Source organism: Mycobacterium sp. M26, from assembly GCF_001494595.1.
GTDB lineage: Bacteria > Actinomycetota > Actinomycetes > Mycobacteriales > Mycobacteriaceae > Mycobacterium.
Genome location: NZ_LN929907.1, coordinates 1,250,422 through 1,276,468 on the forward strand (window position 1 = coordinate 1,250,422; position 26,047 = coordinate 1,276,468).

Below are 26,047 nucleotides of genomic sequence, written 5' to 3' on the forward strand. Positions count from 1 at the left end.
ATCCGTATCGGTCTGACCAGCTGTCTGGTCGCGCACACCGCGTGTTGTTGTCGCGCGATTCGCTGCGTCTGACCCGACCGGACATTCCTTTCGTCCCACTCGTAGTCGCCAGGCGTGGCACCCAGGACCCGCCCCCCGACTCGAGAAGGACACCCCCAATGCGCACCACCACTCTCTCCTCCCATAGCCCGGCCCGTACCGCTCCTGCTGCCCGGCCGCACCCGCTGCGCACCCGCCACCACATCGTGGCCCCGTCGCTGCGGATCCCCGAGGCAGCCACCGCCGCGGTGTTCGCCGCCGTCCGCCAGCGCGGCGCCATCGCCCGCGACGTCATCGCCCAGGTCACCAAGCTGTCGATCGCCACGGTGAACCGCCAGGTCACCGCACTCCTCGACGCCGGGATCCTGCGTGAGCGCGCCGACCTCGCGGTGTCCGGCGCGATCGGCCGGCCCCGGGTTCCCGTCGAGGTCAACCACGAGCCGTTCCTGACCCTCGGCATCCACATCGGCGCCCGGACCACCAGCATCGTGGCCACCGATCTGTTCGGTCGCACGCTCGATGCGGTCGAGACCCCCACCCCGCGCGGTGGGCAGGCCCAGGCGCTGGCCTCGCTGGCCGGCAGCGCCCGTCGCTACCTCAGCCGGTGGCACCGCCGTCGTCCGCTCTGGGTCGGCGTCGCCATCGGCGGCGTGGTCGACAGCTTCACCGGACACGTCGACCACCCGCGGCTGGGCTGGACCCAGGCACCCGTCGGCCCCGTGCTGGCCGAGACGCTGGGACTGCCGGTGTCGGTGGCCTCCCACGTCGACGCGATCGCCGGTGCCGAACTGCTGCTCGGGATGCGCCGCGCACCCTCTCCGACGGCCAGCAGCCTGTACGTATATGCCCGTGAGACAGTCGGTTTCGCCCTCGTGATCGGTGGCCGGGTGCACAGCCCGGCCAGCGGCCCCGGCACGATCGCCGCGCTGCCGGTGCAGTCCGACATCCTCGGCGGCACCGGTCAGCTGGAGTCCACCGTGAGCGACGAAGCGGTGTTGGCCGCGGCCCGCAAGCGCGGCCTCATCCCAGCCTCGGGGCCGAGCGCGTCGATGGCGACCCTGCTGCGCAGCGCGCGCGGCGACGGACCCGGTGCGGCCGACGCCCGCGATCTGCTGGCTGAGCGGGGCCGGGTGCTCGGCGGTGTGGTGGCGCTGCTGCGCGACATGCTCAACCCCGACGAGGTGATCGTCGGTGGACAGGCCTTCACCGAGTACCCCGAGGGCATGCAACACGTGGAAGCGGAGTTCGCGGCGCGTTCGGTGCTGGCGGCCCGCGACATCCGGGTCAGCGCGTTCGGTAACCGGGTGCAGGAGGCCGGGGCGGGCATCGTCTCGCTCGGCGGTCTGTACGCCGACCCGATCGGGGCGCTGCGGCGGTCCCAGAACCGCCGCCCCGAGGTCTCCGCCTGACGACGGGTGTAAAGATGGAGGCGTGCGGCACGCCCGGGATCTGAGCGACGGCTCGTCCGATGTGCTGCCCCGCCGCGTCGCGGTGGTCTCGGTCCACACCTCTCCGCTGGCCCAGCCGGGCACCGGCGATGCCGGCGGCATGAACGTCTACGTCTTGCAAACCGCCCTGCATATGGCGCGGCGCGGGGTCGAGGTGGAGATCTTCACCAGGGCCACCTCGTCGGCCGATCCGGCCGTGGTGCGGGTGGCCCCCGGGGTGCTGGTGCGCAACGTCGTCGCGGGCCCTTTCGAAGGTCTGGACAAGTACGACCTGCCGACCCAGCTGTGTGCGTTCACCGCCGGGGTGTTGCGCGCCGAAGCCACCCACGAGCCGGGCTACTACGACATCGTGCACTCGCACTACTGGTTGTCGGGGCAGGTCGGCTGGCTGGCGCGCGACCGCTGGGCGGTGCCGCTGGTGCACACCAGCCACACCCTGGCCGCGGTCAAGAACGCCGCACTGGCCGAGGGAGATTCCCCGGAGCCACCGCTGCGCGCGGTCGGCGAACAGCAGGTGGTCGATGAGGCGGACCGACTCATCGTCAACACCGAAGATGAAGCACACCAACTAGTTTCGCTGCACCACGCCGATCCGGCCCGCATCGACGTGGTTCATCCCGGGGTGGATCTGGAGACGTTCCGCCCGGGGGACAAGCTGGCCGCCCGCGCTGCGCTGGGCGTGGCAGCCGGCGAGAAGGTGGTGGCTTTCGTCGGCCGGATCCAGCCGCTGAAAGCCCCGGATGTGTTGTTGCGAGCCGCCGCTCTGCTACCCGATGTGCGAGTACTGATCGCGGGTGGGCCGTCCGGTAGCGGTCTGGCTGCACCCGATGCGCTGGTGGCCCTGGCCGGTGAACTGGGTATCAGTGACCGGGTGACCTTCCTGCCTCCGCAGTCCCGGGAGAACCTGGTCAATGTGTACCGGGCCGCGGATCTTGTAGCGGTGCCGAGCTATTCGGAGTCCTTCGGACTGGTCGCGGTGGAGGCCCAGTCGTGCGGTACCCCGGTGGTCGCGGCCTCGGTCGGCGGGTTGCCGGTCGCGGTCGACGACGGCGTCAGCGGCAGCCTGGTGCCGGGCCACCAACCCGACCAGTGGGCCGACGCCATCGATGCACTGCTGCGGCGCGACCCCGCCCAGCTGAGCCGGGCCGCCGTCGAGCATGCCCGAAAGTTCTCCTGGGACAACACTGTTGACGGATTGCTGGCCAGCTACGGCCGGGCGATCACCGACTATGCCAGCACACACCGGCACAGCGCGGCGCGCGACCTGCTGGCCCGGCGCAACGGACGGCGCTGGACGATGCGACGAGGAGTGCGCGCGTGAGCCAGGCCGACGTCCAGCAGCTCATCGAGAAGACCCTGATCGACAACGACCTGGCCTACACCCGGTTCGAGGGCGCGCACGGCGGGCTGCCCGGTCTGATCGTCGAGCTGCCGGGGGAGCGCAAGCTCAAGACCAACACCCTGCTGAGCATCGGCGAGCATTCGGTGCGGGTGGAGGCGTTCGTCTGCCGCCAGCCCGACGAGAACCACCAGGCCGTCTACCGGTTCCTGCTCAAGCGCAACCGCCGGCTCTACGGGGTGGCCTACACGCTGGACAACATCGGCGATATCTACCTGATCGGGCGGATCGCGCTGGAAGCGGTCAGCCCTGATGAACTCGACCGGGTGCTCGGCCAGGTCCTCGAGGCCGTCGACACCGACTTCAACACCCTGCTGGAACTGGGCTTCAAGTCCTCCATCCAGAAGGAATGGGCGTGGCGGGTGGCCCGCGGCGAGTCGCTGAAGAATCTGCAGGCCTTCGAGCACCTCATCGACGAGGACGAGGACGACTGATCGTCGCGCCGAGTGGCCACTTGTGCCACGCAGATCGGCCTGATTCGTGACGTAGGTGGCCACTCGGCGGACGGGAATGCGTGAGAGACTTCCCGACATGGCTACGGATTCTGCGGCGACCCTGATCCTGCTCCGCCACGGCGAGAGCGAGTGGAATGCGCTCAACCTGTTCACCGGCTGGGTGGATGTCGACCTGACCGACAAAGGCCGCACCGAGGCGGTGCGCGGCGGCAAGCTGCTGGCCGAGCAGGGCGTCCTTCCGGATGTGCTGTACACCTCGCTGCTGCGCCGTGCCATCACCACCGCCCACCTGGCACTGGACGCCGCGGATCGGCTGTGGATCCCGGTGCAGCGCAGCTGGCGGCTCAACGAACGCCACTACGGCGCGCTGCAGGGCCTGGACAAGGCCGAGACCAAGGAGAAGTACGGCGACGAGCAGTTCATGTTGTGGCGCCGCAGCTACGACACCCCGCCGCCGCCCATCGAGAAGGGCAGCAAGTACAGCCAGGACGCCGACCCGCGCTACGCCGATATCGACGGCGGCCCGCTGACCGAATGCCTGGCCGACGTCGTCGCCCGGTTCGTGCCCTACTTCGAGGAGACCATCGTCCCCGACCTGAAGGCCGGCAAGACCGTGCTGATCGTGGCGCACGGCAACTCGCTGCGGGCGCTGGTGAAATACCTCGACGGCATGTCCAACGACGATGTGGTGGGCCTGAACATCCCGACCGGCATTCCGCTGCGCTACGACCTGGACGCCGACCTCAAGCCGCTGGTCGCCGGGGGTACCTACCTGGATCCCGAAGCCGCCGCGGCCGGTGCGGCAGCGGTCGCCAGCCAGGGCGCCAAGTAACTCCCGCACCGACGTCGTTTGGCGAACACCGGGTGAACGGCGGCGGAACACATCGCCCAGGACGTGTGACGTATCCCGAATTGGCCGCACGCTGCTGGGATGACGTTCACCGAATGCGTACGATTTTCGCGTGAGTGTTGTTTCGGTGGCACTACTGGTCACCGTCGCGGCGCTAGGTGCGCTCGCTCTTGGTCTCGGCATCGGGGCCGGACTCACCCCACGCATCCTCGAGCGCAGGCAGCGCCGCGCGATCACCGAGGCGGGCATCACGGTCTCGCAGATGCTGCAGCACGTGGTCTCGCTGGCTCCGATCGGCATGGTCGTCGTGGACAAGTTGCGCGACGTGGTCTTCATCAACGACCGGGCGGTGGAGTTGGGCCTGGTGCGTGACCGGCTCCTCGACGAGCGGGCCTGGAAGGCGGCTCAGCACACTCTCGCGACCGGCGAGGACGTCGAGGTCGACCTGTCACCCCCGCGGCGGGCGGCCGCCGGCCGCTCCGGGCTGCAGGTCCGCGGACACGTCCGGCTGCTCAGCGACCAGGATCCGCGATTCGCGGTCGTCTACCTCGACGACCAGTCCGAGCAGGCCCGCATGGAGGCCAGCAGGCGCGACTTCGTCGCCAACGTCAGCCACGAACTCAAGACCCCGGTGGCCGCCATGGGCGTGCTCGCCGAGGCCCTGCTGGAATCCACCGATGACCCCGAGACCGTGCACCGGTTCGGCGAGAAGATCCTCACCGAATCCCAGCGGCTGGCCAACATGGTCGGCGAGCTGATCGAGCTGTCCCGTCTGCAAGGTGCCGAACCGCTGCCCGAGCTCGAGGTCGTCGACGTCGATAGTGTTGTCAGCGAAGCGATTTCGCGTCACAAGGTGGCCGCCGACAACGCCGATATCAAGGTCACCACCGATGCGCCCAGCGGTCTGCAGGTGCTCGGTGATCCGGCACTGTTGGCCACGGCGCTGGCCAACCTGATCTCCAACGCGATCGCCTACTCGCCCGATGGATCGAAGGTGTCGATCTCGCGGCGCCGCCGCGGCGACAACGTCGAGATCGCCGTCACCGACCGCGGGATCGGCATCGCCCGGGCCGACCAGGAACGTGTCTTCGAACGGTTCTTCCGGGTCGACAAGGCCCGGTCCCGCGCCACCGGGGGCACCGGCCTGGGGCTGGCCATCGTCAAGCACGTGGCGGCCAACCACAACGGCACCATCCGGCTGTGGAGCCAGCCCGGCACCGGCTCGACCTTCACCCTGTCCATCCCTGCCTATTCCGACAACGACGACGAGTCCACCCATCGCGAAGCTCGCGACGAAGAGAAGGAAATCCCATGACCAATGTGCTGATCGTCGAGGACGAAGAGTCGCTCGCCGACCCGCTGGCCTTCCTGCTGCGTAAGGAGGGTTTCGAGGCGACCGTCGTCGGTGACGGCCCCTCGGCCCTGGCCGAGTTCGACCGCTCCGGTGCCGACATCGTCCTGCTGGACCTGATGCTGCCGGGGATGACCGGCACCGACGTCTGCAAGCAGCTACGGGCCCGCTCCAGCGTGCCGGTCATCATGGTGACGGCCCGCGACAGCGAGATCGACAAGGTGGTCGGTCTGGAACTCGGGGCCGACGACTACGTCACCAAGCCGTACTCCGCACGTGAGCTGATCGCCCGGATCCGGGCCGTGCTGCGGCGCGGTGCGGAGGCCGACGACGCCAACCTCGGTGACGCCATCCTGGAGGCCGGCCCGGTGCGGATGGACGTCGAACGTCACGTCGTCACGGTCAACGCAGAGCCGATTACGTTGCCGCTCAAGGAGTTCGATCTCCTCGAGTACCTGATGCGGAATAGCGGCCGGGTGCTGACCCGTGGTCAGCTGATCGACCGGGTCTGGGGTGCGGACTACGTCGGGGACACCAAGACTCTCGATGTGCACGTCAAGCGACTGCGCTCCAAGATCGAGGCTGACCCGGCCAACCCGGTGCACCTGGTCACGGTGCGCGGCCTGGGCTACAAGCTGGAAGGCTGAGCCCGGGCCGGCTCGGCCGGCTTCAGTAGGCGCCGTCGCTGTAGAGCACGGCGCGCAGGGTCTTGGCGATGATCACCAGGTCCTGCCACAGCGACCAGTTCTCCACGTAGGTCAGGTCCAGCCGCACCGCGTCCTCGATCTCGAGGTTGGAGCGGCCGCTGACCTGCCACAGGCCGGTCAGGCCGGGCTTGACGGCCAGCCGGCGGCGCACCAGGTCATCGTAGGAATCGACCTCGCGGCGTACCTGCGGCCGCGGGCCCACCACGCTCATCTCGCCGCGCAGCACGTTGAGGAACTGCGGCAGCTCGTCGATGCTGAACTTGCGCAGGAACTTGCCCACCGGGGTGACCCGCGGGTCGTCCTTGACCTTCCAGAACAGCGGGCTGCTCTCGGTGGCGGCGATCATCGCCGCCGCGCGGGCATCCGAACCGTCGTACATGCTGCGGAACTTGAACATCCGGAACGTGGTGCCGTTGAGGCCGATGCGCTCGGAGACGTAGAACACCGGACCCGGGCTGGACAGCTTGACAGCCACCGCGGCGGCCAGGAAGACCGGCGACATCAGCAGCAACACCACCGCGGTGAACACGACGTCGAAGGCCCGCTTGGCTTGCGAGTTGGCGCGGTTGTACTGGGGCTTGGTGACCTCGAGCATCGCCATCCCCGCCACCGGCCGGCTGCGCAGCCGCTGCTCGGCGACATCGACCAGGCCGGGCGCCACGATGAGGTCCACGCCCAGGGAGTCCAGCTCCCAGATCAGCCGGCGAATCTCGGTGGGCCGCAGATGCTCGGTGGCGGCCAGTGCGACCGTGCCCACTCCGGTCCGGCGGACGGCGTCGACAACGGCCTCATCCATGCCGACGACCGGGATGGCGGTGCTACCGACGACCACGACATCGGCGCCATCGATCGGCCCGCTCGGGGTGCAGATGCCGACGACCTGGTAACCGGCCTCGGGGTCCTTGGCGAACGTGGTGGCGATCTCGGCGGCCGCCCGGGAGGTGCCAACGACCAGGACCGAGGTCAGGTCCTCGCCGCGCAGGCGCCGACGTGAGGTCTTGCGGCGCCAGTAGCGCCTGCTGAACATCAGCCCGATCACACCCAGCGGCAATGCGATGGCCAGGTAACCGCGGGACACCTCGACGTGCAGAAGCATGGAGATGATGGCGATCAGCCCGAAGAGCTGGAAGGTCGCCAGCGCGATGATCGCGTACTCCTCGCTGCCGTGGCCCACCACACGGGCTGACCGGCTGCCGACCAGGCTGAGGAAGACCATCCAGAGCAGAGCAATCACGGCCGACACCGCGGTGTAGCCCACCTCGGGCGAGCCGGGCCACGGGAACCCCAGGTCCGGCGGCTGTCCGGCGAACCGAAGTTGCCCGGCAGCGACGGCAAGGCAAATGATCAAGCAATCGCTGAGCAACAGCTTGCGCGCGTACGAACTGTGCCAGATTTCGCGATCTGAGCGAATAATGCCCGATGTAAGCGGGAGAGAATCGTCGCCAAAATCGTGCTCAGTTTTGTAGCTACGGCGAACCTTGGCTGGCAGCAAAACCCGCTTGTTATTGGGCGAACTGACGATTTCGGAGGTCAAAGCTAACAACCAAGTCTCTTAGAGGGCCATCGGCATCTTCCCCCCAGTTGATGCGCTAGCTAAGAAGACTAGGGGTGCGCTGGGGAACCGGCAACCAGCCGGATTGTGATGTACATCACAAAGAAAATTTTCGCTAAAGCAAAGACAGCAAATTCACAGCGAAAATGATCCGGAATGCGGATCTGGGTGATCGTGCAGGTGGGGCTACTGCGCGGCGCGGGTCGCGGGGTGCACCGCGATCAGCGGGAAACCACCGCGACGTTTGCACATCGCAGCGAGTTCGGCGTAGGCCTTTTCGCCCAGCAACTCGGTCAGTTCGGGGGCGTAGGACTGCCATACCGGCTTGGTGCCGACATGGGCGGCAGGGTCTCCCGTGCAGTACCAGTGCAGGTCGGCGCCACCTTCGCCCCAGCCACGACGGTCGTACTCGGTGATGGTGCTCTTGAGGATCTCGGTGCCGTCCGGGCGGGTGACCCACTCCTGGACACGGCGGATCGGCAGCTGCCAGCACACCTCGGGCTTCATCGTCAGCGGCTCGACACCCAGTTTGAGCGCCTTGGTGTGCAGCGAGCAGCCGATACCGGCGCCGAAACCCGGCCGGTTGAGGAAGATGCAGGCGCCCTTGTACTTGCGGGTGCGCAGGTTGGGCTTGTCGTCGTACTCGTCCATCTCGAGGTAGCCCTTACGGCCCAATCCCTTGTCGCGGAACTGCCAGTCCTCGTCGGTGAGCTGCTTGACGGCGTCGTCCAGCTTGGCGCGGTCATCGTCGTCGGACAGGAACGCCCCGTGCGAGCAGCAGCCGTCGTCGGGCCGGCCCTCGACGGTGCCCTTGCACGCCGGGGTGCCGAACACGCAGGTCCAGTTGGACAGCAGCCAGGTCAGATCCGCGGCGATGAGGTGCTCGGGATTGTCCGGGTCGTAGAACTCCACCCACTCGCGGGGGAAGTCCAGTTCAACCTCGCCAGGGTGCCCATGCGTCACAGTGGTAACGGTAGACGAAAAGTCTGCGCCTCGAATCTTGGGCGGCCCGCTACAGATAGGTTGTTCTACGTGCGACTCGGCGTGCTCGACGTGGGCAGCAATACGGTTCATCTGTTGGTGGTCGATGCCCATCGGGGCGGGCATCCCACCCCGATGAGTTCGACCAAGGCGGCCCTGCGGCTGGCCGAGGCGATCGACGACTCCGGCAAGCTCACCCGCCGCGGGGCGGACAAGCTGGTCGACACCGTCGACGAGTTCGCCAAGATCGCTGCCAGCTCGGGCTGTGCGGACCTGATGGCCTTCGCCACCTCGGCGGTCCGCGACGCCAAGAACTCCGAGGACGTCCTGGCCCGGGTGCTCGCCGAAACGGGGGTCAACCTCCAGGTGCTGTCCGGTCCCAACGAGTCGCGGCTGACCTTCCTGGCGGTGCGGCGCTGGTACGGCTGGAGTGCGGGCCGGATCATCAACCTCGACATCGGTGGCGGCTCGCTGGAACTGTCCAACGGCGTCGACGAGGCCCCCGAGGTCGCGATGTCGCTGCCGCTGGGGGCCGGCCGGCTGACCCGGGAATGGATCCCGGATGATCCGCCCGGACGCCGGCGGGTGGCGATGCTGCGCGACTGGCTGGACAACGAGCTCGCCGAATCCGCCGCGGCGGTGCTGGCCGCTGGCGAGCCCGACCTGGCGGTGGCCACCTCCAAAACCTTCCGCTCGCTGGCCCGGCTCACCGGTGCCGCCCCCTCGGGAGCCGGCCCGCGGGTCAAGCGCACGCTCACCGCCAACGGTCTGAGGCAACTCATATCTTTCATCTCTAGGATGACCACGGCTGATCGGGCCGAGTTGGAAGGAGTCAGCGCCGAGCGGGCGCCGCAGATCGTGGCGGGTGCTCTGGTGGCGGAGGCAAGTATGCGAGCACTGTCATTGGAGTACGTCGACATCTGCCCGTGGGCGCTGCGCGAGGGCATCATCCTGCGCCGGCTCGACAGCGAAGCCGATGGAACTGCCCTGGTGGAGACATCCGTGGGGGATGCTGGAAGCAAGAACTTTGATCGGCCGAGTCCCGCCCGATCGAGAGGCACACGATGACTGCAGATGAAACGCCGAGCCGGCCCATCTCGGTGGCCGAGCTGCTGGCCAAGAACGGCACGATCGGCTCGCCGCCGGTCGGCGGCCGTCGCCGTCGGCGCCGCGGCAACAGTGATGCGGTGACCGTCGCCGAACTCACCGGCGAGATCCCCATCATCCGCACCGGTGAGTTCCCCGCTGTCCGCGACGAGGACGACGCGCAGGACACTGCCCAGGAACCGGTCGTAGAGGCTCCCGAACCGAAGAGCACCGCCACCAACGGCGCGGCGGTACCGGTCGCCGAGCCCGTCACCGAACCCGCACCGCGCCCCTTCGAGGCACCCCCGCAGCGCTCCGAGGCGCCGACCCCGCGTCGCGAACGTGGTCCCGAACGCAGCCACGATCCGCGTCCGCTGCGCAGGCCCGCCGCCCCGCCGGCCGAGCCGGCTGCCGATTCCGATGCCGAGCAGATGGCGTTCGACCCGGTCGACGAGGCGGCCGTCGTCGAACTCACCCCCGAAGAGCAGGAGGACGGCGCCGCCGAACTGCAGTCCTACCTGCGTTCCTCCGGGGGAACCTTGTTCGGCGGGCAGACGGTGGCCGACGACCTGGCCCGCCGTGGCGTGGCCCAGGACGAGGACGGCGACGGCAGTGCCGTCGCGCTGGCCACCGACGACGGGGTGCGTGAGGAGCATGAGGACAGTGCCCAGCCGCGCGAGGGCAAGCTGGCCGCGCTGGGCCGGGCGCTGCTCGTGGTGGGCCAATCGTTCCTGGCGGTGGCCTTCGGTGCCGGCCTGTTCATCGCCTTCGATCAGCTGTGGCGCTGGAACAACATCGTCGCGCTGGTGCTGTCGGTTCTGGTGATCCTCGGTCTGGTGGTGGCCGTGCGGATCGTGCGCAAGACCGAGGACATCGCCAGCACGCTGATCGCGGTCGCGGTCGGAGCGCTGGTCACCCTCGGGCCGCTGGCACTGCTGCAGTCGACCTGATTCGTCAGTGCGCCCCGCCATCAAGGTCGGTCTCTCGACGGCCTCGGTCTACCCGCTGAGGACCGAGGCCGCTTTCGAGTTGGCCGCGGAGCTGGGCTACGACGGCGTCGAGTTGATGGTCTGGGCCGAGACGGTCAGCCAGGACATCGGGGCGATCGCCAAACTCTCGCGGCGCTACAACATGCCTGTGCTGTCGGTCCACGCGCCGTGTCTGCTGATCTCGCAACGGGTCTGGGGCGCCAACCCGATTCCCAAACTCACCCGCAGCGTGCAGGCCGCCGAGCGGCTGGGCGCCCAGACGGTGGTGGTGCACCCGCCGTTCCGCTGGCAGCGCCGCTACGCCGACGGGTTCAGCGATCAGGTGGCCGAACTCGAGACCCGCAGCGATGTCATGGTGGCCGTGGAGAACATGTTCCCGTTCCGTGCCGACCGGTTCTTCGGCTCCGGTCAGCCCTCCATCGAGCGGATGCGCAAGCGCGGCGGGCACCCCGGCGTCGGGATCTCCGCGTTCGCGCCGTCCTACGACCCGCTGGACGGCAACCACGCGCACTACACACTGGACCTGTCGCACACCGCAACCGCCGGCACCGACGCCCTCGACATGGCCCGCCGGATGGGCTCGGGCCTGGTGCACCTGCATCTGTGTGACGGCAGCGGCGCATCCACCGACGAACACCTGGTCCCGGGGCATGGCACCCAGCCCACCGCGGAGGTGTGTCAGATGCTGGCCGGCAGTGACTTCGCCGGGCATGTGGTGCTGGAAGTCACCACGTCGGGAGCCCGCACCATGGCCGAGCGTGAGGCGCTGCTGAGCGAGTCGTTACAGTTCGCCCGGACCCACCTGCTGCGCTGAGAGAAGAGCATCGATGATTCCCCGGTTCGCTGACGTGATGGCGTTGCGCCCAGTCGACGACGGCTTTGAGGGAAACCTCAATGAGCACTGGACAATTGGTCCGAAGATCCACGGTGGCGTCATGCTGGCACTGTGTGCCAAAGCGGCCCGTGAGGCGTATGGCGATTCCGGCGGGCTGGAGCGAAGCGACTCGGGGATGGGTTCCGGCTTCGAGCCTGTCGCGGTCTCGGCGGATTTCCTGTCCGCACCCGATCCCGGTGTGGTGCATCTGATCACCACCGTGCGCAAGCGGGGCCGTCGGATCGGTCTGGTGGATGTCGAACTGGCACAAGGGGATCGCACGTGTGTACGGACCGTCGTCACGCTCGGCGAGCCCGAGCATCTCGCCGAGCCGCTGCTGTCGGCCAACCCGGTGACACCGGTGATGAGTCCCGAACCGCCGCCCGGCGTCGAGCCGATCGGGCCGGGCCATCCCGCCGCCGACATCAACCACCTCGCCCGTGGCTGTGACATCCGGCCGGACCTGACCGAGATTCTCAGCGAGACGGGCGCGCCCGTCTTCAAGATCTGGGTGCGGCCCAAGGACGGCCCCGTCGACGTGCTGTTCGCGCTGATGTGCGGGGATATCTCGCTGCCGGTCTCCTATGCGGTGGACCGGCGCGGCTGGGCGCCCACCGTGCAGCTGACGGCCTATTTGCGCGGGCTGCCCGCCGATGGGTGGCTGCGGGTGGTCTGTACGGCCACCCAGATCGGCCAGGACTGGTTCGACGAAGACCACACCGTGGTGGACAGCACCGGACGGCTCATCGTGCAGACGCGCCAGCTGGCGTTGGTGCCAGCACAGTAAGGGCACGACAAGGCATTAGGGTCTGCCCATGGCCAGAATCGCGATCATCGGCGGCGGCAGTATGGGTGAGGCGCTCCTTGCGGGGCTGCTTCGGTCTGGGCGGCAGGTCAAAGACCTCGCCGTCGCGGAGCGGATGCCGGAGCGGGCCCGCTACCTGTCCGAGAAGTACTCCGTCCGGCTGGCTTCGCTCGCCGAGGCGGTGGAAACCGCCGCCTTCGTCATCGTCGCGGTCAAACCGGCCGACGCCGAATCGGTGATCGGCGAGATCGCCGACGCGGCCGCACAAGCCGAGAGCAACAGCGTCGAGCAGGTCTTCGTCTCGGTGGTGGCCGGCGTCACGATCGGCTTCTACGAGTCGCGGCTCCCCGCCGGCAGCCCGGTGGTCCGGGTCATGCCCAATGCCCCCGCGCTCGTCGGCGCCGGCGTCAGCGCGCTGGCCAAGGGCCGCTTCGCCACCGCCGAACACCTCGCCGAGGTCTCGGCGCTCTTCGAGTGTGTGGGCGGCGTGCTAACCGTCGGCGAAAGCCAGATGGACGCGGTCACCGCGGTGTCCGGATCGGGCCCCGCATACTTCTTCCTCTTCGTCGAAGCACTGGTCGATGCGGCTGTTGCCAACGGGCTGCATCGGGCCGTTGCGACCGATCTGGCGGTGCAGACGATGGCCGGATCGGCCGCCATGCTGCTGGAGCGCATCGAGGACGAGCGAACTGCCGGTGGCGACCCGGGACTGGACACCACCCCGGCCCGGCTGCGTGCCGTCGTGACGTCGCCGGGTGGCACCACTGCCGCTGGCCTGCGCGAACTTGAACGCGGTGGGGTCCGGGCGGCGGTGCAGGCCGCTATCGACAGCGCAAAAACACGCTCTGAGCAGCTAGGAATTACATCAGAGTAGTTCAAGAAATTTCTGATGGATTGACCCACACCCGTCGCAGTAACCCCATCCGCCACGCTATTCTCCTCGTGTATGCACGGGTGGGTGCCAGCGGTGGGGAAGCCGCTGGAACTGCCCGTGCCTGACGGATTGGGTTGCGATGACGTCTATGAACGGGCCATCGGCGCGGGACGCGGCTGGCGGAAAATCGGCGCGAGATGCCGGTGGCGCTGACGGTTCGCCAGTCGCCCGAGCTCAATTTCTCACCGTCGCCGAAGTGGCTTCGCTCATGCGGGTCAGCAAGATGACGGTCTACCGGCTGGTGCACAACGGTGAGCTGCCCGCTGTCCGGGTCGGCCGGTCGTTCCGAGTGCATGCCAAGGCCGTCCACGATCTGCTGGAGACCTCGTACTTCGACGCCGGCTGATCCCACACCGACGAGGCCGTTTTCCGTTCCCGCCACCTGCTTAGGTAAGGTGACCGGGACGAGAGACAAGCCCGCACACTCGCGGGCACTGCGAGGACTTAGGTAGCGGAATTCATGGGTTCAGTCATCAAGAAGCGGCGCAAGCGCATGTCGAAGAAGAAGCACCGCAAGCTGCTGCGTCGTACCCGGGTTCAGCGCAGAAAACTCGGTAAGTAGTCCTTCGCCGGGGCACAGGCCCGGGCCGCGCAGGCCTGCCTGACCGGGCTCAGCCCGATAGGCTGTGCTGATGGATACCGGCGGTACCGACACGGAGGGGCTGCACTACCCGAAGGTGGTGCTGGTCACCGGCGCCTGCCGCTTTCTGGGCGGGTACCTGACCGCTCGCCTGGTGCAGAACCCGATGATCAACAAGGTCATCGCCGTCGACGCCATCGCCCCCAGCAAGGACATGCTGCGCCGGATGGGCCGCGCCGAGTTCGTGCGCGCCGACATCCGGAACCCCTTCATCGCCAAGGTCATTCGCAACGGCGACGTCGACACCGTGGTGCATGCCGCCGCGGCCTCGTACGCGCCGCGCTCAGGTGGCCGGGCCACGTTGAAGGAAATCAACGTGATGGGCGCGATGCAGCTGTTCGCCGCCTGCCAGAAGGCGCCGTCGGTGCGGCGGGTGATCCTGAAGTCCACCTCGGAGGTCTACGGCTCGCACCCGCACGACCCGGTGGTCTACACCGAGGACAGCAGCAGCCGCCGTCCGCCCGGTGAGGGTTTCGCCCGCGACAGCATCGACATCGAGGGCTACGCCCGCGGCCTGGGGCGGCGTCGGCCCGATATCGCGGTGACGATCCTGCGGCTGGCGAACATGATTGGGCCCGCGATGGACACCGCGCTGTCGCGCTACCTGGCCGGCCCGCTGGTGCCGACGGTTCTCGGCCACGACGCCCGCCTGCAACTGCTGCACGAGCAGGACGCCCTCGGTGCCCTGGAGCGGGCGACGATCGCCGGCAGGCCCGGCACGTTCAACATCGGGGCCGACGGCATCATCATGATGTCGCAGGCGATTCGGCGCTCCGGACGGATTGCGCTTCCGGTGCCGAGTGTGGGGGTGTGGGCACTGGAATCGTTGCGCAAGGCAACCGGCAGTGTTGACATCAATCGCGACCAGATGGAATGGCTGAGTTACGGCCGCGTCATGGACACCACCCGCATGCGCGCCGAGTTGGGTTTTGCCCCCAAGTGGACGACGATGGAGGCATTCGACGACTACGTGCGTGGCCGAGGTTTGACACCGATCGTCGACCCGAAATGGGTACGCTCGGTGGAGAGCCGCGCCGTCGCCGTCGCGCAGCGTTGGGGTGGCTGAGAGCGTGATGGTGGGGAGAGGTAACGGCAGTGGCGGGTGAATCCAAAGCGAAAGTGATTCCGCTGCATTCGAATTCGAGAGCAGCGGCAGCCCGCCGGGCCTCGCTGCGGGCCGAAGCGGCGCGCAGGCATCCCTCCCTGCTGTCCGACCCCGGGACCAGGGCGTCGGCCGACGACATCGCCGCCGTCGTCCGTGAGATCGACGCGCGTCGCGGTGCGGCGGGATTGGGTCGCGCCGAGGGCGAGCCCAACGAACTCGCCCAACGCATTTCCGCGGTCGCCGACTTTGTCCGCAAGAGACTGTCCGGCGATTACACCGTGGACGAATTCGGCTTCGACCCGCAATTCAACAACGCACTCGTCCTGCCTTTGCTGCGGTTCTTTTTCCAGAATTGGTTCCGCGTCGAGGTCAGCGGTATCGAGAACCTGCCGGCCGACGGCGCCGGACTGGTGGTGGCCAACCATGCCGGCACCTTGCCGTTCGACGGCCTGATGTTGTCGGTGGCGGTGCACGACCACCATCCGGGGCATCGCGATCTGCGTCTGCTGGCCGCCGACATGGTCTTCGACATGCCGATGCTCGGCCCGATCGCCCGCAAGGCTGGTCACACCATGGCCTGCAGTATCGACGCCAACCGGCTGCTGGCCGGCGGTGAGCTGACGGCGGTGTTCCCCGAGGGCTACAAGGGGCTGGGCAAGCATTTCCGGGATCGCTACAAGCTGCAGCGGTTCGGCCGTGGCGGATTCGTCTCGGCGGCGCTGCGCACGGGGGCGCCGATCATTCCGTGCTCGATCGTCGGCTCGGAGGAGATCTACCCGATGCTGGCCGACGTCAAATTGCTCGCGCGGGTGCTGGGGTTGCCGTACTTCCCGGTCACCCCGCTGTTCCCGCTGGCCGGTCCGGCCGGGCTGATCCCGCTTCCGTCCAAGTGGCACATCGCCTTTGGCACACCCATCGAGACGGCCGACTACGACGAGTCCGCCGCCGACGACCCGATGGTCACCTTCGAGATCACCGATCAGGTGCGCGAGACCATCCAGCAGACGCTGTATCAGCTGCTGGCGGGCCGCCGGAACATGTTCTTCGGCTGAGTCGGGCTAGCCGCGCAGCGCGGCCGCGGCGATCGCGGCGATCTGGGCGTTGGTCTCCTCATCGCCCTCGGCTTCGCCGATCATGGTGACGATCGTGGTCATCACCGGCTTGCCTTCTTCGTCGGTGACCTCACTGCGCAGTTCGCTGATGACGGTTCCGTGCGATTCGGTCACCGAATCCAGCCACGAGTCGAAGAACAATTTGTCGCCGGCCACGATCGGACGGTGAAATTTGATCTTCTGGTCGCGGTGAATCACCCGGGCAATATTGATGCCGACGTCGAAATTGCGGAAGATCTCCAGCTGCACCTGACGGCCGGCGATAGCGATGAACGTCAGTGGCGCCAGCACGTCGTGGTAGCCGGCGGCCTTGGCGGCCTCTTCGCTGAAGTGCACCGGGTCGTCGGACTGGATCGCCTTGGCGAACTCGCGGATCTTCTCCCGACCGACCAGGTAGTAGTCCGGGTACCGGAAGTGGGTGCCGATGATCTCACTGGCGATGGACATGGCTTTTGAGCCTATCAGCGATTTTTCGGCCGACTGTGGGGCCTACGTACGCGAGATCACGATCTGGCGTGCATAGTGCCCACACTCGCCGCCTAGTGGTGCTCGGATCGCCGGGACACCGCGGCGGCCAGCGCACCGCCGATCGCGCCGAGCGCCAGCGCCGAGGGCACCCCGATCCTGGCGGCCTTGCGGGCGGTGCGGAAATCGCGGATCTCCCAGCCCCGTTCGCGGGCCAACTCACGCAGATCGGCATCCGGGTTGATCGCGACGGCCGTGCCGACCAGCGACAGCATGGGCACGTCGTTGTAGCTGTCCGAGTAGGCGGTACAGCGTTTGAGGTTGAGCCCCTCGCGGATCGCCAGCTGGCGCACGGCGTGAGCCTTACCCAGCCCGTGCAGGATGTCGCCGACCAGTCGGCCGGTGAACACCCCGTCCTGGGACTCCGCGACCGTGCCCAATGCCCCGGTGAACCCCAGCCGGCGGGCGATGGTCGCGGCCAGCTCGTAGGGCGTGGCTGTGACCAACCACACCTGCTGGCCGGCGTCCAGGTGCATCTGGGCCAGCGCGCGGGTTCCCGGCCAGATCTTGTCGGCGATGATCTCGTCGTAGATCTCCTCGCCGACGTCGACTAGCTCGGCCACCGAGCGGCCCTCGATGAAGGCCAGCGCCTTGCGTCGGCCCTCGGCCACGTCGTCGCTGTTCTCCCGGCCGGTCAGCTGGAACTTGGCCTGGGCGTAGACGAACTTGGCCATGTCGGCATAGGTGAAGTACTTGCGGGAGGCCAGGCCGCGACCGAAGTGCACCAGCGACGAGCCCTGGACCAGCGTGTTGTCCACGTCGAAGAACGCCGCCGCGGTCAAATCGGCCGGCGGCGGGCCCGGCTCGAGAGCGGCTTCGGGCGCCGGCTCGCGATGTGCGGCGATGCTCGCATCGCGAGCCACCGCGCTGGCCTGCTCGGCCACCAGCTCGTCGACCGCGCGCTGCGCGCTGGCCCGGCCGGCTTCCTGACCCGCAAGCTCCTGGTCTTGGTCCCCGGAACCCATGTCACCAACCCTAACTGCGACACTCGATCGGGTGAGCCGCCGACATGTCGAACTGCTGACCCGCGCCGGGTGCAGCATCTGCGAAAAGGTCTACGCCCGGTTGGCCGAACTGGCCGACGAACTCGATTTCGAGCTCTCCAGCGTGGACGTGGACGCCGCGGCGGCCGCCGGTGACAGCGCGCTGCGCGCCGAGTTCGGCGACCGGTTGCCGGTGGTCCTGCTCGACGGCCGGGAGCACAGTTACTGGGAGATCGACGAGCCGCGGCTGCGCTCCGATTTGGCCCTCGGGTGAACAGCCGGAGAATTTGGTCAGCTGCCTGCGCACCGATTACCGTGGAAGTAAGTTTCACTAACGGACATTTCCGTCACAGCAAGGGAGCGGGCAAGGTGATCGTGCCGTGAGCGTCCTGCTGTTCGGGGTGTCCCATCGAAGCGCTCCGGTCTCCGTTCTCGAGCAGCTCTCCACCGATGAGTCTGACCAGGTCAAGATCATCGACCAGGTGTTGCAGTCGCCGCTGGTGACCGAGGCCATGGTGCTGTCGACCTGCAACCGGGTCGAGGTCTACGCGGTGGTGGACGCCTTCCACGGCGGCTTGTCGGCTATCGGTCAGGTGCTCGCCGAGCACTCCGGAATGTCGATGGGCGACCTCACCAAGTACGCCTACGTCCGCTACAGCGAGGCCGCCGTCGAGCACCTCTTCGCCGTCGCCAGCGGTCTGGACAGCGCGGTCATCGGCGAGCAGCAGGTGCTCGGCCAGGTCCGCCGCGCCTACGCCACCGCCGAAGCCAACCGCACCGTCGGCCGCGTCCTGCACGATCTGGCCCAGCGGGCGCTGTCGGTGGGCAAGCGGGTGCACACCGAAACCGCGATCGACGCCGCCGGCGCCAGTGTGGTGTCGGTCGCACTCGACATCGCCGGCTCGCGGCTGGACGGTTTGGCCGGCCGCACCGCGGCCGTCGTCGGCGCCGGCTCGATGGGCGGACTGTCGGTCGCACACCTGGTGCGCGCCGGGGTCACCCACATCCACGTCGTCAACCGCTCGCTGCCGCGCGCCCAGCGGCTGGCCGAGAACATCCGCGAGCAGGGTGTCGGCGCCGAGGCCCTGACCCTCGAGCAGCTGCCTGCCGCGCTGGCCGCCGCCGACGTGGTGGTCAGCTGCACCGGAGCCGTCCGTCCGGTGGTCTCTTTGGCCGATGTGCACCACGCGCTGGCCACCGCGCAGCGTGACGAGGCCGCCGCGCCGCTGGTGCTGTGCGACCTGGGCATGCCCCGCGACGTCGACTCGGCCGTTGCCGGACTGCCGGGTGTCTCCGTCATCGATATGGACCGGGTGCAGCGCGAACCGTCGGCGCGGGCCGCGGCCACCGACGCCGAAGCGGCCCGCCAGATCGTCGCTACCGAAGTTGCTGCCTACCTGGCCGGTCAGCGGATGGCCGAGGTCACCCCGACCGTCACCGCCCTGCGCCAGCGCGCCGCCGACGTCGTGGAAGCCGAACTGCTGCGGCTGGACAACCGGCTGCCCGGCCTGGACGACAGCCTGCGCGACGAGGTCGCCCGCACCGTGCGCCGGGTGGTCGACAAGCTGCTGCACGCCCCCACGGTGCGGGTCAAACAGCTGGCCAGCGCGCCGGGCGGCGACAGCTATGCCGAGGCGCTGCGCGAACTCTTCGAGCTCGACCCGCAGGCCGTCGACGCGGTCGCCGCGGGTGAACTGCCCTTGATCACACCGGAATTCGACTCCGGTCGCCCAGAACTCACCGAGTAGGGCGCTTGGCCGGCAGCGACAACGCGGTCATCAGGATCGGCACCCGGGGCAGCCTGCTGGCGACCACCCAGGCCGGGACCATCAGGGATGAACTCATCGGGCGTGGACACCGCGCCGAACTGGTCATCATCAGCACCGAGGGTGACCGCTCACAGAAGCCGGTCGCCGAGATCGGTGTGGGGGTGTTCACCGCCGCGCTGCGCGAGGCGATCGCCGACGGCCGGGTCGATATGGCGGTGCACTCGTACAAGGATTTGCCGACAGCCCACGATGACCGTTTCGTCATCGCCGCGATTCCCCGACGCGAGGACCCGCGTGACGCGCTGGTGGCCCGCGACGGCATGGTGCTGGGGGAGTTGCCAGCCGGTTCGGTGATCGGCACATCGTCCGTGCGGCGGGCCGCGCAGCTTAGAGCACTGGGTCTCGGTTTGGAAATCCGCCCCCTAAGAGGCAACCTAGATACCAGGTTGAACAGGGTAAGCAGCGGTGATCTCGACGCCATCGTGGTTGCCCGGGCGGGCCTGGCCCGTCTCGGACGACTCGGCGATGTCACCGAGACGCTGGAGCCGGTGCAGATGTTGCCAGCGCCGGCTCAAGGTGCGCTCGCGGTCGAGTGCCGCGCAGGCGACACCGGGCTTGCGGCGCTACTGGCGGAGTTGGATGACCCCGACACCCGCGCCGCGGTCACCGCCGAGCGAGTCCTGCTGGCCAAGCTGGAGGCCGGTTGTTCGGCACCGGTGGGCGCGATCGCCGAGGTGGTCGAGTCCATTGATGACGACGGCCGGATCTTCGAGGAGTTGTCGCTGCGCGCCTGCGTGGCGGCGACAGACGGATCCGACGTGATCCGTGCGTCCGGAATCGGAACGCCGGGCCGGTCCGAAGAGCTGGGGCTCTCGGTGGCCGCGGAGTTGTTCGAGCTCGGTGCGCGCGAAGTCATGTCGAACAGTGCTCCGCAATGACTGGCGGAGTAGAGCGGGAGTGAAGCGATGACTGGCCACGGTAGCGGGCGACGCAAGGCGAAGCCGGGACACATCACGTTCGTCGGTTCGGGTCCTGGTGACCCCAACCTGCTGACGACACGCGCCCGCGCTGTGCTCGCCAATGCGGCGCTGGTCTTCACCGACCCGGATGTGCCGCAGGCGGTGCTCAACGTGGTCGGGACGGAACTGCCGCCGGCCGTCGGCCCCGCCCCCGCGCCCGAGAAGGGCGCGGTGCGCGAGCAGATCCCCGGCCAGGATTCCGACGGCCCCATTGCCAACGAGATCGCCCCGCCGGTCGTCTCCGTCGGCCCCGACATCCGCCCCGCGCTCGGCGACCCCGCTGAAGTGGCCAAGATTCTGGTCGCCGAGGCCAAGGCCGGGTTCGACGTGGTGCGCCTGGTCGCCGGTGACCCACTGTCGATCGACGCCGTCATCACCGAGGTCAACGCGGTGGCCAAGGCGCACGCCGAGTTCGAGATCGTGCCCGGGCTGCCCGCCACCAGCGCGGTGCCCACCTACGCCGGTCTGCCGCTGGGTTCGGCGCACACCGTCGCCGATGTCCGCGGCGAGGTGGACTGGGCGGCTCTGGCCGCCGCCCCCGGCCCGCTGATCCTGACCGCCACCGCCTCCCACCTGCCCGAGGCCGCCCGCACCCTGATCGAGTACGGCCTGGCCGATGCGACCCCGTGCGTGGTGACCTGCAACGGCACCACCTGCGGGCAGCGCTCGGTGGAGACCACGCTGGCAGGCCTGACCGACCGTGCGACGCTGGCCGGCGGCAATGACCCGGCCGGCCCGCTGACCGGCACCCTGGTGGTCACGATCGGCAAGACCGTCGCACACCGCGCGAAGCTGAACTGGTGGGAGAGCCGCGCCCTGTACGGCTGGACCGTGCTGGTGCCGCGCACCAAGGATCAGGCCGGCGAGATGAGCGATCGGCTGATCGGTCACGGCGCCCTGCCGATCGAGGTGCCGACCATCGCCGTCGAGCCGCCGCGTAGCCCCGCCCAGATGGAAAGGGCCGTCAAGGGTTTGGTCGACGGCCGCTACCAGTGGGTGGTGTTCACCTCCACCAACGCCGTGCGTGCGGTGTGGGAGAAGTTCGGTGAGTTCGGTCTGGATGCCCGTGCCTTCTCCGGGGTGAAGATCGCCTGTGTCGGCGAGTCCACCGCCGATCGGGTGCGCGCCTTCGGCGTGAGCCCCGAGCTGGTGCCCTCCGGCGAGCAGTCCTCGCTCGGGCTGCTCGACGAATTCCCGGAGTACGACAGCATTTTCGACCCGGTGAACCGGGTCCTGCTGCCGCGCGCCGACATCGCCACCGAGACGCTGGCCGAAGGTCTGCGGGAACGCGGCTGGGAGATCGAGGACGTCACCGCCTACCGCACCGTGCGGGCAGCACCGCCGCCGGCCGAGACCCGCGAGATGATCAAGACCGGCGGGTTCGACGCGGTCTGCTTCACCTCCAGCTCGACGGTGCGCAACCTGGTGGGCATCGCCGGTAAGCCGCACGCCCGCACCATCGTCGCGTGCATCGGGCCCAAGACAGCCGAGACCGCAGCCGAATTCGGGCTGCGGGTCGACGTCCAGCCCGAGACCGCCGCGGTGGGCCCGCTGGTCGACGCCCTGGCCGAGCACGCTGCCCGGCTGCGCGCCGAGGGTGCTCTGCCGCCGCCGCGCAAGAAGAGTCGCCGCCGCTAAGCCGAGCAACCGAAAGCCGGTTCATGACTTTTCCCAGGCACCGCCCGCGCCGGTTGCGTTCGACGCCGGCTCTGCGCCGACTGGTGGCCCAGACCTCGCTGGAGCCACGCCATCTCGTGTTGCCGATGTTCGTCGCCGACGGGATCGGCGAGCCGCGACCCATTGCGTCCATGCCGGGAGTCGTTCAGCACACCCGTGATTCGCTGCGCACGGCGGCCGCTGAGGCGGTCGAGGCCGGTGTCGGCGGGCTGATGCTGTTCGGGGTGCCGCGCGATCAGGACAAGGACGCCCTGGGTTCGTGCGGGCTGGACCCGGACGGAATCCTCAACGTCGCCCTGCGTGACCTGGCCAAGGACCTCGGTGACGACACCGTGCTGATGGCCGACACCTGCCTGGACGAGTTCACCGATCACGGCCACTGCGGTGTGCTCGACGCCCGGGGCCGGGTGGATAACGACGCCACCAACGCGCAGTACGTGAAACTGGCTCTGGCCCAAGCGGAGTCGGGTGCGCATGTAGTGGGCCCCAGCGGCATGATGGACGGTCAGGTGGCCGCCATCCGCGACGGACTCGACGCCGCCGGTTTCACCGACGTGGTGATACTGGCCTACGCCGCCAAGTTCGCCTCGGCCTTCTACGGGCCGTTCCGGGAGGCCGTCGCCTCGAGCCTGCAGGGCGATCGCCGGACCTACCAGCAGGACAGCGGGAACGCGCGGGAAGCGTTGCGTGAGATCGAACTCGACCTCGACGAGGGTGCCGACATCGTGATGGTCAAACCCGCGATGGCCTACCTCGATGTGGTCCGTGCCGCCGCCGAGATGTCCCCGGTCCCGGTGGCCGCCTACCAGGTGTCCGGCGAGTACGCGATGATCAGCGCCGCGGCCGCCAACGGCTGGATCGACCGCCGCGCCGCGGCGCTGGAATCGTTGATCAGTATCCGGCGCGCGGGCGCGGACATCGTGCTGACCTACTGGGCCACCGAGGCCGCGGGCTGGCTCGCGTGACACCTCAACCGCCCGCCGGGGCACCGGCGCGCCCCGCCGACGTCGACACCGGGTTCTGGCTGTGGCTGGTCGCCCTGGTGCTGATGCTGATCGGCTACATCGTCGATGCGCTGGCCGTCAAACACATCTCCAGCGTGGTCATCGCACTCACCCTGCTGTTCGCACTGACGATGGGTGCGGTGGTGCTGACCTTCCTGTTGCTGATGCGCTCGGGCTACCGCTGGACCCGCACCCTGCTCACCGGCGGCGGGGTGGCCACCGTCATCTACACCACCGTGAGCCTGTTCTCGGTGCCCCGCGAGCCGGTCGCGGCGGTGACCTTCGCGGTGACCGGAATCGTCGGCTCGGTGCTCATCGTCGGCGGGATCTATCTGCTGCACCGGCCGGACGCCCACGGGTTCTTCGTCAGGTAGGCGATAGGCTGCCCGACGATGACCGCATCCGAATCCCGGCCCCGCGCCCTCACCATCTCGATCTGGCTCCTCATCGCCGGAGCCGTGCTGCTGATGGCCGGCGGGCTACTCGCGCTGACCTTCGGCTTCGACGCGTTGCGTCAGGTCGTACCCGCGAAGGTGACCGACGAGCAGGTGCGCCAGTTGCTGGCGTTCCGCCGCGGCGCGGGCGCGGTCTGCGTGGCCGCCGGCCTGGGCCTGGCGTTTCTGGCCGGCAAGACCCGCGGCGGGGACGTTCGCTTCCGCCGGGCGACCATCGGCCTGGGGCTGACGCTGATCGTCCTGGTCGGCATCCTTCAGGTCTTCGTCAACATCGGCCTGGTGGCGCTGCTGAGCCTGCCGCCGATCATCATCGGCACCCTGCTGTTGACCCGGCCCGTGGTGGCGAGCTGGTTCGATCCCGGTGACACCGCGAGGTCCGATGTCTGAGGACGCGCTCGTCGGCTCCGAGCCGCTGTTCTACGAGCGCGGCGCCAGCTGGTACTGGCTGCTGGCCGGGCCGGTCTCCGGCCTGACGATGCTGCTCATCCAGCTCAAGGGTGGTGGCGGCTTGCAGTGGTTCGTGCCGTCGGTGTTCCTGGTCCTGGTCAGCGGCTTTCTGTATCTGCAGGTGAAGGCCGCGCGCATCCATACCAGCGTCGAGCTTACCGCGGAGTCGCTGCGGCAGGGCACCGAGGTGGTCCCGCTGCGCACCATCGTCGGGGTGTACCCCGAGGCCACCCACGGCCCGAAATCCCGTGAACCGCTGGAGAAGTGGCAGTCCGCCAGGGCGCTGGGGGAGCTGAGCGGGGTGCCGCGCGGGCGCACCGGTATCGGGCTGCGGCTCAGCGGCGAGCGCACCGCCCAGGCGTGGGCGCGCAACCACCGCGAACTGCGGGCGCAGCTGACCAAGCTGGTCGAAGACCGGACGGCGAGTTCCTCATGAGGCATGCCGTTCAGCTGGTGCTTGCCGTTGCTGCCGCGGCGGGCGCGGTCTGGAGCTGGTTGCAGGTGCGCAGCATCGTCGACGTCGCGCCGATCGCCGACGGGCAGCCGGCGACCACCTCGGTGGTGTACGACCCGCCGATGATGGTCCTGACGATGGTGCTGGCGACCGCCGCCGGGGTCCTGCTGGTGGTGGGTGTCGCCGGTGTGGTGCGGGCCAGACGGCAGCGCACCTAGAACACCCGCGTCTGGCCCTCCAGCACAGGCACGGTCTCGGGCAGCTTGTAGACCTCGATGCCGTTGCGGAACATGACGGCTTCCCTGGCGTGTTCGGGCAGGTGCTTGACCAGCCAGCGCGGGTCGTCGAACGTCCAGTGCGGGTAATCCGAGGAGAACAGCAGGATCTTCTCGCATTCCATCCATTCGAAGGCGCGCAGCAGTTCGGTCTTGTCCTCGGGGTAGTCCAGCGGCTGGGTGGTGAACTTGATGTGGTCCTTGACGTACTCGCTGGGCTTGCGCTTGATGTCCAGCCAGGATTTGCGGGCTTCGTAGATGGCGTCCATCCGCCACATCAGCGGCAGGATCCAGTTGAAGGCGTGCTCTACCAACACAATTCGCAAGGTGGGGTAGCGGTCGAAGACACCGTCGAAGATCAGGCTCATCACCTGGTTGGCCGCCAGCAGCGAGTAGCTGACCATGAAGTCGTGGTTGTAGCTCGGGAAGCCGACCGGCGGGATCGGCAGGGTTTCGAAGGAGCCGCGGGCCAGATGACAGCTCACGGTGATGTCGTGCTTGGTGGCGGCCTGCCAGATCGGGTCGTACCGGGGATCACCCCACGACGGGCGGGGTTCGGCCTTGATCAGAATCTGCGCCATGTAGGGGTGGCCGGCCCACTTCTCGATCTCGCGGGCGGCACCCTCGGGGTCTTCGATGGCCACCGAGATCGACCCGCGCCAGCGCTGATGCCAGTTGGTGGTGCTGCTCAACCAGTGCTCGTCGATCCACAGGTTGGTGGCGATCGCTGAGGCTTGGGCGGCTTCGGGCAGCCGGGCGCCGAAGGCCAGCGGCTCCAGGATGGCGATATCGGCGCCGGCTTCCATGATCAGCTGCCGGAACATGAGGTCCGGGTCGCTGCCGGCGAACTCGCCGTCGTCGGGAAAGGTGTCGACGCGCATCGCGTAGGCGTGCGCGTAGTCCGGCGCGTCGTAGTAGATCTTCTCGCCGATCGGATGCGACAGGAAGTACTTGGTTCGCCACGGCTCGGGGATGTAGTCGACGATCACGCCGCGGCGCGGCACCGGATGGACGTCGGAATCCACACAGCGGACCGCGGTGTGCTCGGCGGTCGGGACCGCGCGATCGTGGGTCAGGGTCATCGTGACCACCTCCGCTCGGATCGCTTCATT

The 26,047-nt window shown here is 68.4% G+C and carries 29 protein-coding genes; 24 read left to right on the forward strand and 5 right to left on the reverse strand.

Features of this window, described 5'->3' with window-relative positions:
• Positions 1 to 158 precede the first annotated feature (158 nt).
• From BN3385_RS05915 to regX, 6 genes are all read left to right on the forward strand, one after another.
• A complete protein-coding gene (locus BN3385_RS05915) occupies positions 159 to 1,448 on the forward strand; it encodes an ROK family protein (protein WP_059015665.1) in 1,290 nt (429 codons plus the stop codon).
• A 22-nt stretch (positions 1,449 to 1,470) separates the two neighbouring features.
• The gene (mshA, locus tag BN3385_RS05920; protein WP_059015666.1) at positions 1,471 to 2,808 is read left to right on the forward strand and encodes a D-inositol-3-phosphate glycosyltransferase; all 1,338 of its coding nucleotides are present in this window, start codon (positions 1,471 to 1,473) and stop codon (positions 2,806 to 2,808) included.
• The gene (locus tag BN3385_RS05925) at positions 2,805 to 3,320 is read left to right on the forward strand and encodes a type III secretion system chaperone family protein (protein ID WP_059015667.1); all 516 of its coding nucleotides are present in this window, start codon (positions 2,805 to 2,807) and stop codon (positions 3,318 to 3,320) included. Before mshA ends, BN3385_RS05925 begins: the two co-directional genes overlap by 4 nt.
• Before the next feature lie 97 nt (positions 3,321 to 3,417).
• Positions 3,418 to 4,173: a phosphoglyceromutase gene (locus BN3385_RS05930; RefSeq protein ID WP_059015668.1), complete on the forward strand. Its 756-nt coding sequence runs from the start codon at positions 3,418 to 3,420 to the stop codon at positions 4,171 to 4,173.
• A gap of 130 nt (positions 4,174 to 4,303) precedes the next feature.
• Positions 4,304 to 5,506 carry a sensor histidine kinase gene (locus BN3385_RS05935; RefSeq protein ID WP_059015669.1) on the forward strand — a complete coding sequence of 401 codons (1,203 nt, stop codon included), beginning with the start codon at positions 4,304 to 4,306 and terminating at the stop codon, positions 5,504 to 5,506.
• Entirely contained in the window at positions 5,503 to 6,189 is a 687-nt protein-coding gene (gene regX, locus BN3385_RS05940; protein WP_059015670.1) for a two-component sensory transduction protein RegX, read from the forward strand. The genes BN3385_RS05935 and regX overlap by 4 nt, the downstream gene beginning before the upstream one ends.
• Positions 6,190 to 6,211: 22 nt before the next feature.
• Here regX and BN3385_RS05945 read toward each other — a convergent pair whose 3' ends face one another.
• Both BN3385_RS05945 and BN3385_RS05950 read right to left on the reverse strand, forming a co-directional pair.
• Positions 6,212 to 7,597: a sugar transferase gene (locus BN3385_RS05945; protein ID WP_231748639.1), complete on the reverse strand. Its 1,386-nt coding sequence runs from the start codon at positions 7,595 to 7,597 to the stop codon at positions 6,212 to 6,214.
• Positions 7,598 to 7,987: 390 nt separating this feature from the next.
• Positions 7,988 to 8,764 (reverse strand): DUF3109 family protein, encoded by a 777-nt coding sequence (locus tag BN3385_RS05950; RefSeq protein ID WP_059015671.1) that lies wholly within the window; start codon positions 8,762 to 8,764, stop codon positions 7,988 to 7,990.
• 69 nt (positions 8,765 to 8,833) lie between these two features.
• On the opposite strand from BN3385_RS05950, the gene BN3385_RS05955 reads away from it, so the two are divergent.
• The 9 genes from BN3385_RS05955 (at position 8,834) to BN3385_RS05990 (ending at position 16,267) form a co-directional block, all read left to right on the forward strand.
• A complete protein-coding gene (locus tag BN3385_RS05955) occupies positions 8,834 to 9,850 on the forward strand; it encodes a Ppx/GppA family phosphatase (protein ID WP_059016444.1) in 1,017 nt (338 codons plus the stop codon).
• A complete protein-coding gene (locus tag BN3385_RS05960; RefSeq protein WP_059015672.1) occupies positions 9,847 to 10,818 on the forward strand; it encodes an Rv0497 family membrane protein in 972 nt (323 codons plus the stop codon). The genes BN3385_RS05955 and BN3385_RS05960 overlap by 4 nt, the downstream gene beginning before the upstream one ends.
• Positions 10,819 to 10,825: 7 nt before the next feature.
• Positions 10,826 to 11,671, forward strand: a complete 846-nt coding sequence (locus tag BN3385_RS05965) for a sugar phosphate isomerase/epimerase family protein (RefSeq protein WP_059015673.1) — start codon at positions 10,826 to 10,828, stop codon at positions 11,669 to 11,671.
• A 13-nt stretch (positions 11,672 to 11,684) separates the two neighbouring features.
• Entirely contained in the window at positions 11,685 to 12,518 is an 834-nt protein-coding gene (locus BN3385_RS05970; protein WP_059015674.1) for a thioesterase family protein, read from the forward strand.
• A 28-nt stretch (positions 12,519 to 12,546) separates the two neighbouring features.
• Complete coding sequence (proC, locus tag BN3385_RS05975) at positions 12,547 to 13,410, forward strand: pyrroline-5-carboxylate reductase (RefSeq protein ID WP_059015675.1); 864 nt, start codon at positions 12,547 to 12,549, stop codon at positions 13,408 to 13,410.
• Between the two features lie 139 nt (positions 13,411 to 13,549).
• A complete protein-coding gene (locus BN3385_RS27475) occupies positions 13,550 to 13,816 on the forward strand; it encodes a helix-turn-helix domain-containing protein (RefSeq protein WP_082690301.1) in 267 nt (88 codons plus the stop codon).
• A gap of 114 nt (positions 13,817 to 13,930) precedes the next feature.
• Positions 13,931 to 14,032, forward strand: coding sequence for a 30S ribosomal protein bS22 (locus tag BN3385_RS27480; protein WP_003402602.1), 102 nt, complete (start codon positions 13,931 to 13,933; stop codon positions 14,030 to 14,032).
• A 70-nt stretch (positions 14,033 to 14,102) separates the two neighbouring features.
• Entirely contained in the window at positions 14,103 to 15,176 is a 1,074-nt protein-coding gene (locus BN3385_RS05985) for an SDR family oxidoreductase (RefSeq protein ID WP_059016445.1), read from the forward strand.
• A gap of 29 nt (positions 15,177 to 15,205) precedes the next feature.
• Entirely contained in the window at positions 15,206 to 16,267 is a 1,062-nt protein-coding gene (locus tag BN3385_RS05990; RefSeq protein WP_059015676.1) for a lysophospholipid acyltransferase family protein, read from the forward strand.
• A gap of 6 nt (positions 16,268 to 16,273) precedes the next feature.
• On the opposite strand, the gene BN3385_RS05995 is transcribed toward BN3385_RS05990, so the two are convergent.
• Positions 16,274 to 16,774, reverse strand: a complete 501-nt coding sequence (locus tag BN3385_RS05995; RefSeq protein ID WP_059015677.1) for an FAS1-like dehydratase domain-containing protein — start codon at positions 16,772 to 16,774, stop codon at positions 16,274 to 16,276.
• A 92-nt stretch (positions 16,775 to 16,866) separates the two neighbouring features.
• Positions 16,867 to 17,817: an HAD family hydrolase gene (locus BN3385_RS06000; RefSeq protein WP_156432589.1), complete on the reverse strand. Its 951-nt coding sequence runs from the start codon at positions 17,815 to 17,817 to the stop codon at positions 16,867 to 16,869.
• Between the two features lie 31 nt (positions 17,818 to 17,848).
• On the opposite strand from BN3385_RS06000, the gene BN3385_RS06005 reads away from it, so the two are divergent.
• The 9 genes from BN3385_RS06005 to BN3385_RS06045 all read left to right on the forward strand — a co-directional run bounded on the left by BN3385_RS06005 (position 17,849) and on the right by BN3385_RS06045 (position 24,878).
• A complete protein-coding gene (locus tag BN3385_RS06005; protein ID WP_231748640.1) occupies positions 17,849 to 18,109 on the forward strand; it encodes a glutaredoxin family protein in 261 nt (86 codons plus the stop codon).
• A 106-nt stretch (positions 18,110 to 18,215) separates the two neighbouring features.
• Positions 18,216 to 19,583, forward strand: coding sequence for a glutamyl-tRNA reductase (locus BN3385_RS06010; protein WP_059015679.1), 1,368 nt, complete (start codon positions 18,216 to 18,218; stop codon positions 19,581 to 19,583).
• Between the two features lie 5 nt (positions 19,584 to 19,588).
• The gene (hemC, locus tag BN3385_RS06015) at positions 19,589 to 20,542 is read left to right on the forward strand and encodes a hydroxymethylbilane synthase (RefSeq protein WP_059015680.1); all 954 of its coding nucleotides are present in this window, start codon (positions 19,589 to 19,591) and stop codon (positions 20,540 to 20,542) included.
• A gap of 27 nt (positions 20,543 to 20,569) precedes the next feature.
• The gene (locus BN3385_RS06020) at positions 20,570 to 22,261 is read left to right on the forward strand and encodes a bifunctional uroporphyrinogen-III C-methyltransferase/uroporphyrinogen-III synthase (protein ID WP_059015681.1); all 1,692 of its coding nucleotides are present in this window, start codon (positions 20,570 to 20,572) and stop codon (positions 22,259 to 22,261) included.
• 23 nt (positions 22,262 to 22,284) lie between these two features.
• The gene (hemB, locus tag BN3385_RS06025) at positions 22,285 to 23,265 is read left to right on the forward strand and encodes a porphobilinogen synthase (protein ID WP_059015682.1); all 981 of its coding nucleotides are present in this window, start codon (positions 22,285 to 22,287) and stop codon (positions 23,263 to 23,265) included.
• A complete protein-coding gene (locus BN3385_RS06030) occupies positions 23,262 to 23,678 on the forward strand; it encodes a hypothetical protein (protein ID WP_059015683.1) in 417 nt (138 codons plus the stop codon). The genes hemB and BN3385_RS06030 overlap by 4 nt, the downstream gene beginning before the upstream one ends.
• A gap of 18 nt (positions 23,679 to 23,696) precedes the next feature.
• The gene (locus tag BN3385_RS06035) at positions 23,697 to 24,146 is read left to right on the forward strand and encodes a hypothetical protein (RefSeq protein WP_059015684.1); all 450 of its coding nucleotides are present in this window, start codon (positions 23,697 to 23,699) and stop codon (positions 24,144 to 24,146) included.
• The gene (mce1N, locus tag BN3385_RS06040) at positions 24,139 to 24,642 is read left to right on the forward strand and encodes a transport-regulating membrane protein Mce1N (RefSeq protein WP_059015685.1); all 504 of its coding nucleotides are present in this window, start codon (positions 24,139 to 24,141) and stop codon (positions 24,640 to 24,642) included. Before BN3385_RS06035 ends, mce1N begins: the two co-directional genes overlap by 8 nt.
• Positions 24,639 to 24,878, forward strand: a complete 240-nt coding sequence (locus BN3385_RS06045; protein WP_059015686.1) for a hypothetical protein — start codon at positions 24,639 to 24,641, stop codon at positions 24,876 to 24,878. The genes mce1N and BN3385_RS06045 overlap by 4 nt, the downstream gene beginning before the upstream one ends.
• On the opposite strand, the gene BN3385_RS06050 is transcribed toward BN3385_RS06045, so the two are convergent.
• Positions 24,875 to 26,017 (reverse strand): amidohydrolase family protein, encoded by a 1,143-nt coding sequence (locus BN3385_RS06050; protein WP_059016447.1) that lies wholly within the window; start codon positions 26,015 to 26,017, stop codon positions 24,875 to 24,877. The two genes, BN3385_RS06045 and BN3385_RS06050, sit on opposite strands and share 4 nt — an antisense overlap.
• Between the last annotated feature and the right edge of the window lie 30 nt (positions 26,018 to 26,047).

What these genes read in the sequence shown, in the direction of transcription:
- BN3385_RS05915 (WP_059015665.1), top strand. Translation starts at nt 159, where the DNA reads ATGCGCACCACCACTCTCTCCTCCCATAGCCCGGCCCGTACCGCTCCT.
- BN3385_RS05930 (WP_059015668.1), top strand. Translation starts at nt 3,418, where the DNA reads ATGGCTACGGATTCTGCGGCGACCCTGATCCTGCTCCGCCACGGCGAG.
- regX (WP_059015670.1), top strand. Translation starts at nt 5,503, where the DNA reads ATGACCAATGTGCTGATCGTCGAGGACGAAGAGTCGCTCGCCGACCCG.
- BN3385_RS05960 (WP_059015672.1), top strand. Translation starts at nt 9,847, where the DNA reads ATGACTGCAGATGAAACGCCGAGCCGGCCCATCTCGGTGGCCGAGCTG.
- BN3385_RS05970 (WP_059015674.1), top strand. Translation starts at nt 11,685, where the DNA reads ATGATTCCCCGGTTCGCTGACGTGATGGCGTTGCGCCCAGTCGACGAC.
- proC (WP_059015675.1), top strand. Translation starts at nt 12,547, where the DNA reads ATGGCCAGAATCGCGATCATCGGCGGCGGCAGTATGGGTGAGGCGCTC.
- BN3385_RS27475 (WP_082690301.1), top strand. Translation starts at nt 13,550, where the DNA reads ATGACGTCTATGAACGGGCCATCGGCGCGGGACGCGGCTGGCGGAAAA.
- BN3385_RS27480 (WP_003402602.1), top strand. Translation starts at nt 13,931, where the DNA reads ATGGGTTCAGTCATCAAGAAGCGGCGCAAGCGCATGTCGAAGAAGAAG.
- BN3385_RS05985 (WP_059016445.1), top strand. Translation starts at nt 14,103, where the DNA reads ATGGATACCGGCGGTACCGACACGGAGGGGCTGCACTACCCGAAGGTG.
- BN3385_RS05995 (WP_059015677.1), bottom strand. Translation starts at nt 16,774, where the DNA reads ATGTCCATCGCCAGTGAGATCATCGGCACCCACTTCCGGTACCCGGAC.
- BN3385_RS06000 (WP_156432589.1), bottom strand. Translation starts at nt 17,817, where the DNA reads ATGGGTTCCGGGGACCAAGACCAGGAGCTTGCGGGTCAGGAAGCCGGC.
- BN3385_RS06020 (WP_059015681.1), top strand. Translation starts at nt 20,570, where the DNA reads ATGACTGGCCACGGTAGCGGGCGACGCAAGGCGAAGCCGGGACACATC.
- hemB (WP_059015682.1), top strand. Translation starts at nt 22,285, where the DNA reads ATGACTTTTCCCAGGCACCGCCCGCGCCGGTTGCGTTCGACGCCGGCT.
- BN3385_RS06035 (WP_059015684.1), top strand. Translation starts at nt 23,697, where the DNA reads ATGACCGCATCCGAATCCCGGCCCCGCGCCCTCACCATCTCGATCTGG.
- mce1N (WP_059015685.1), top strand. Translation starts at nt 24,139, where the DNA reads ATGTCTGAGGACGCGCTCGTCGGCTCCGAGCCGCTGTTCTACGAGCGC.
- BN3385_RS06045 (WP_059015686.1), top strand. Translation starts at nt 24,639, where the DNA reads ATGAGGCATGCCGTTCAGCTGGTGCTTGCCGTTGCTGCCGCGGCGGGC.
- BN3385_RS06050 (WP_059016447.1), bottom strand. Translation starts at nt 26,017, where the DNA reads ATGACCCTGACCCACGATCGCGCGGTCCCGACCGCCGAGCACACCGCG.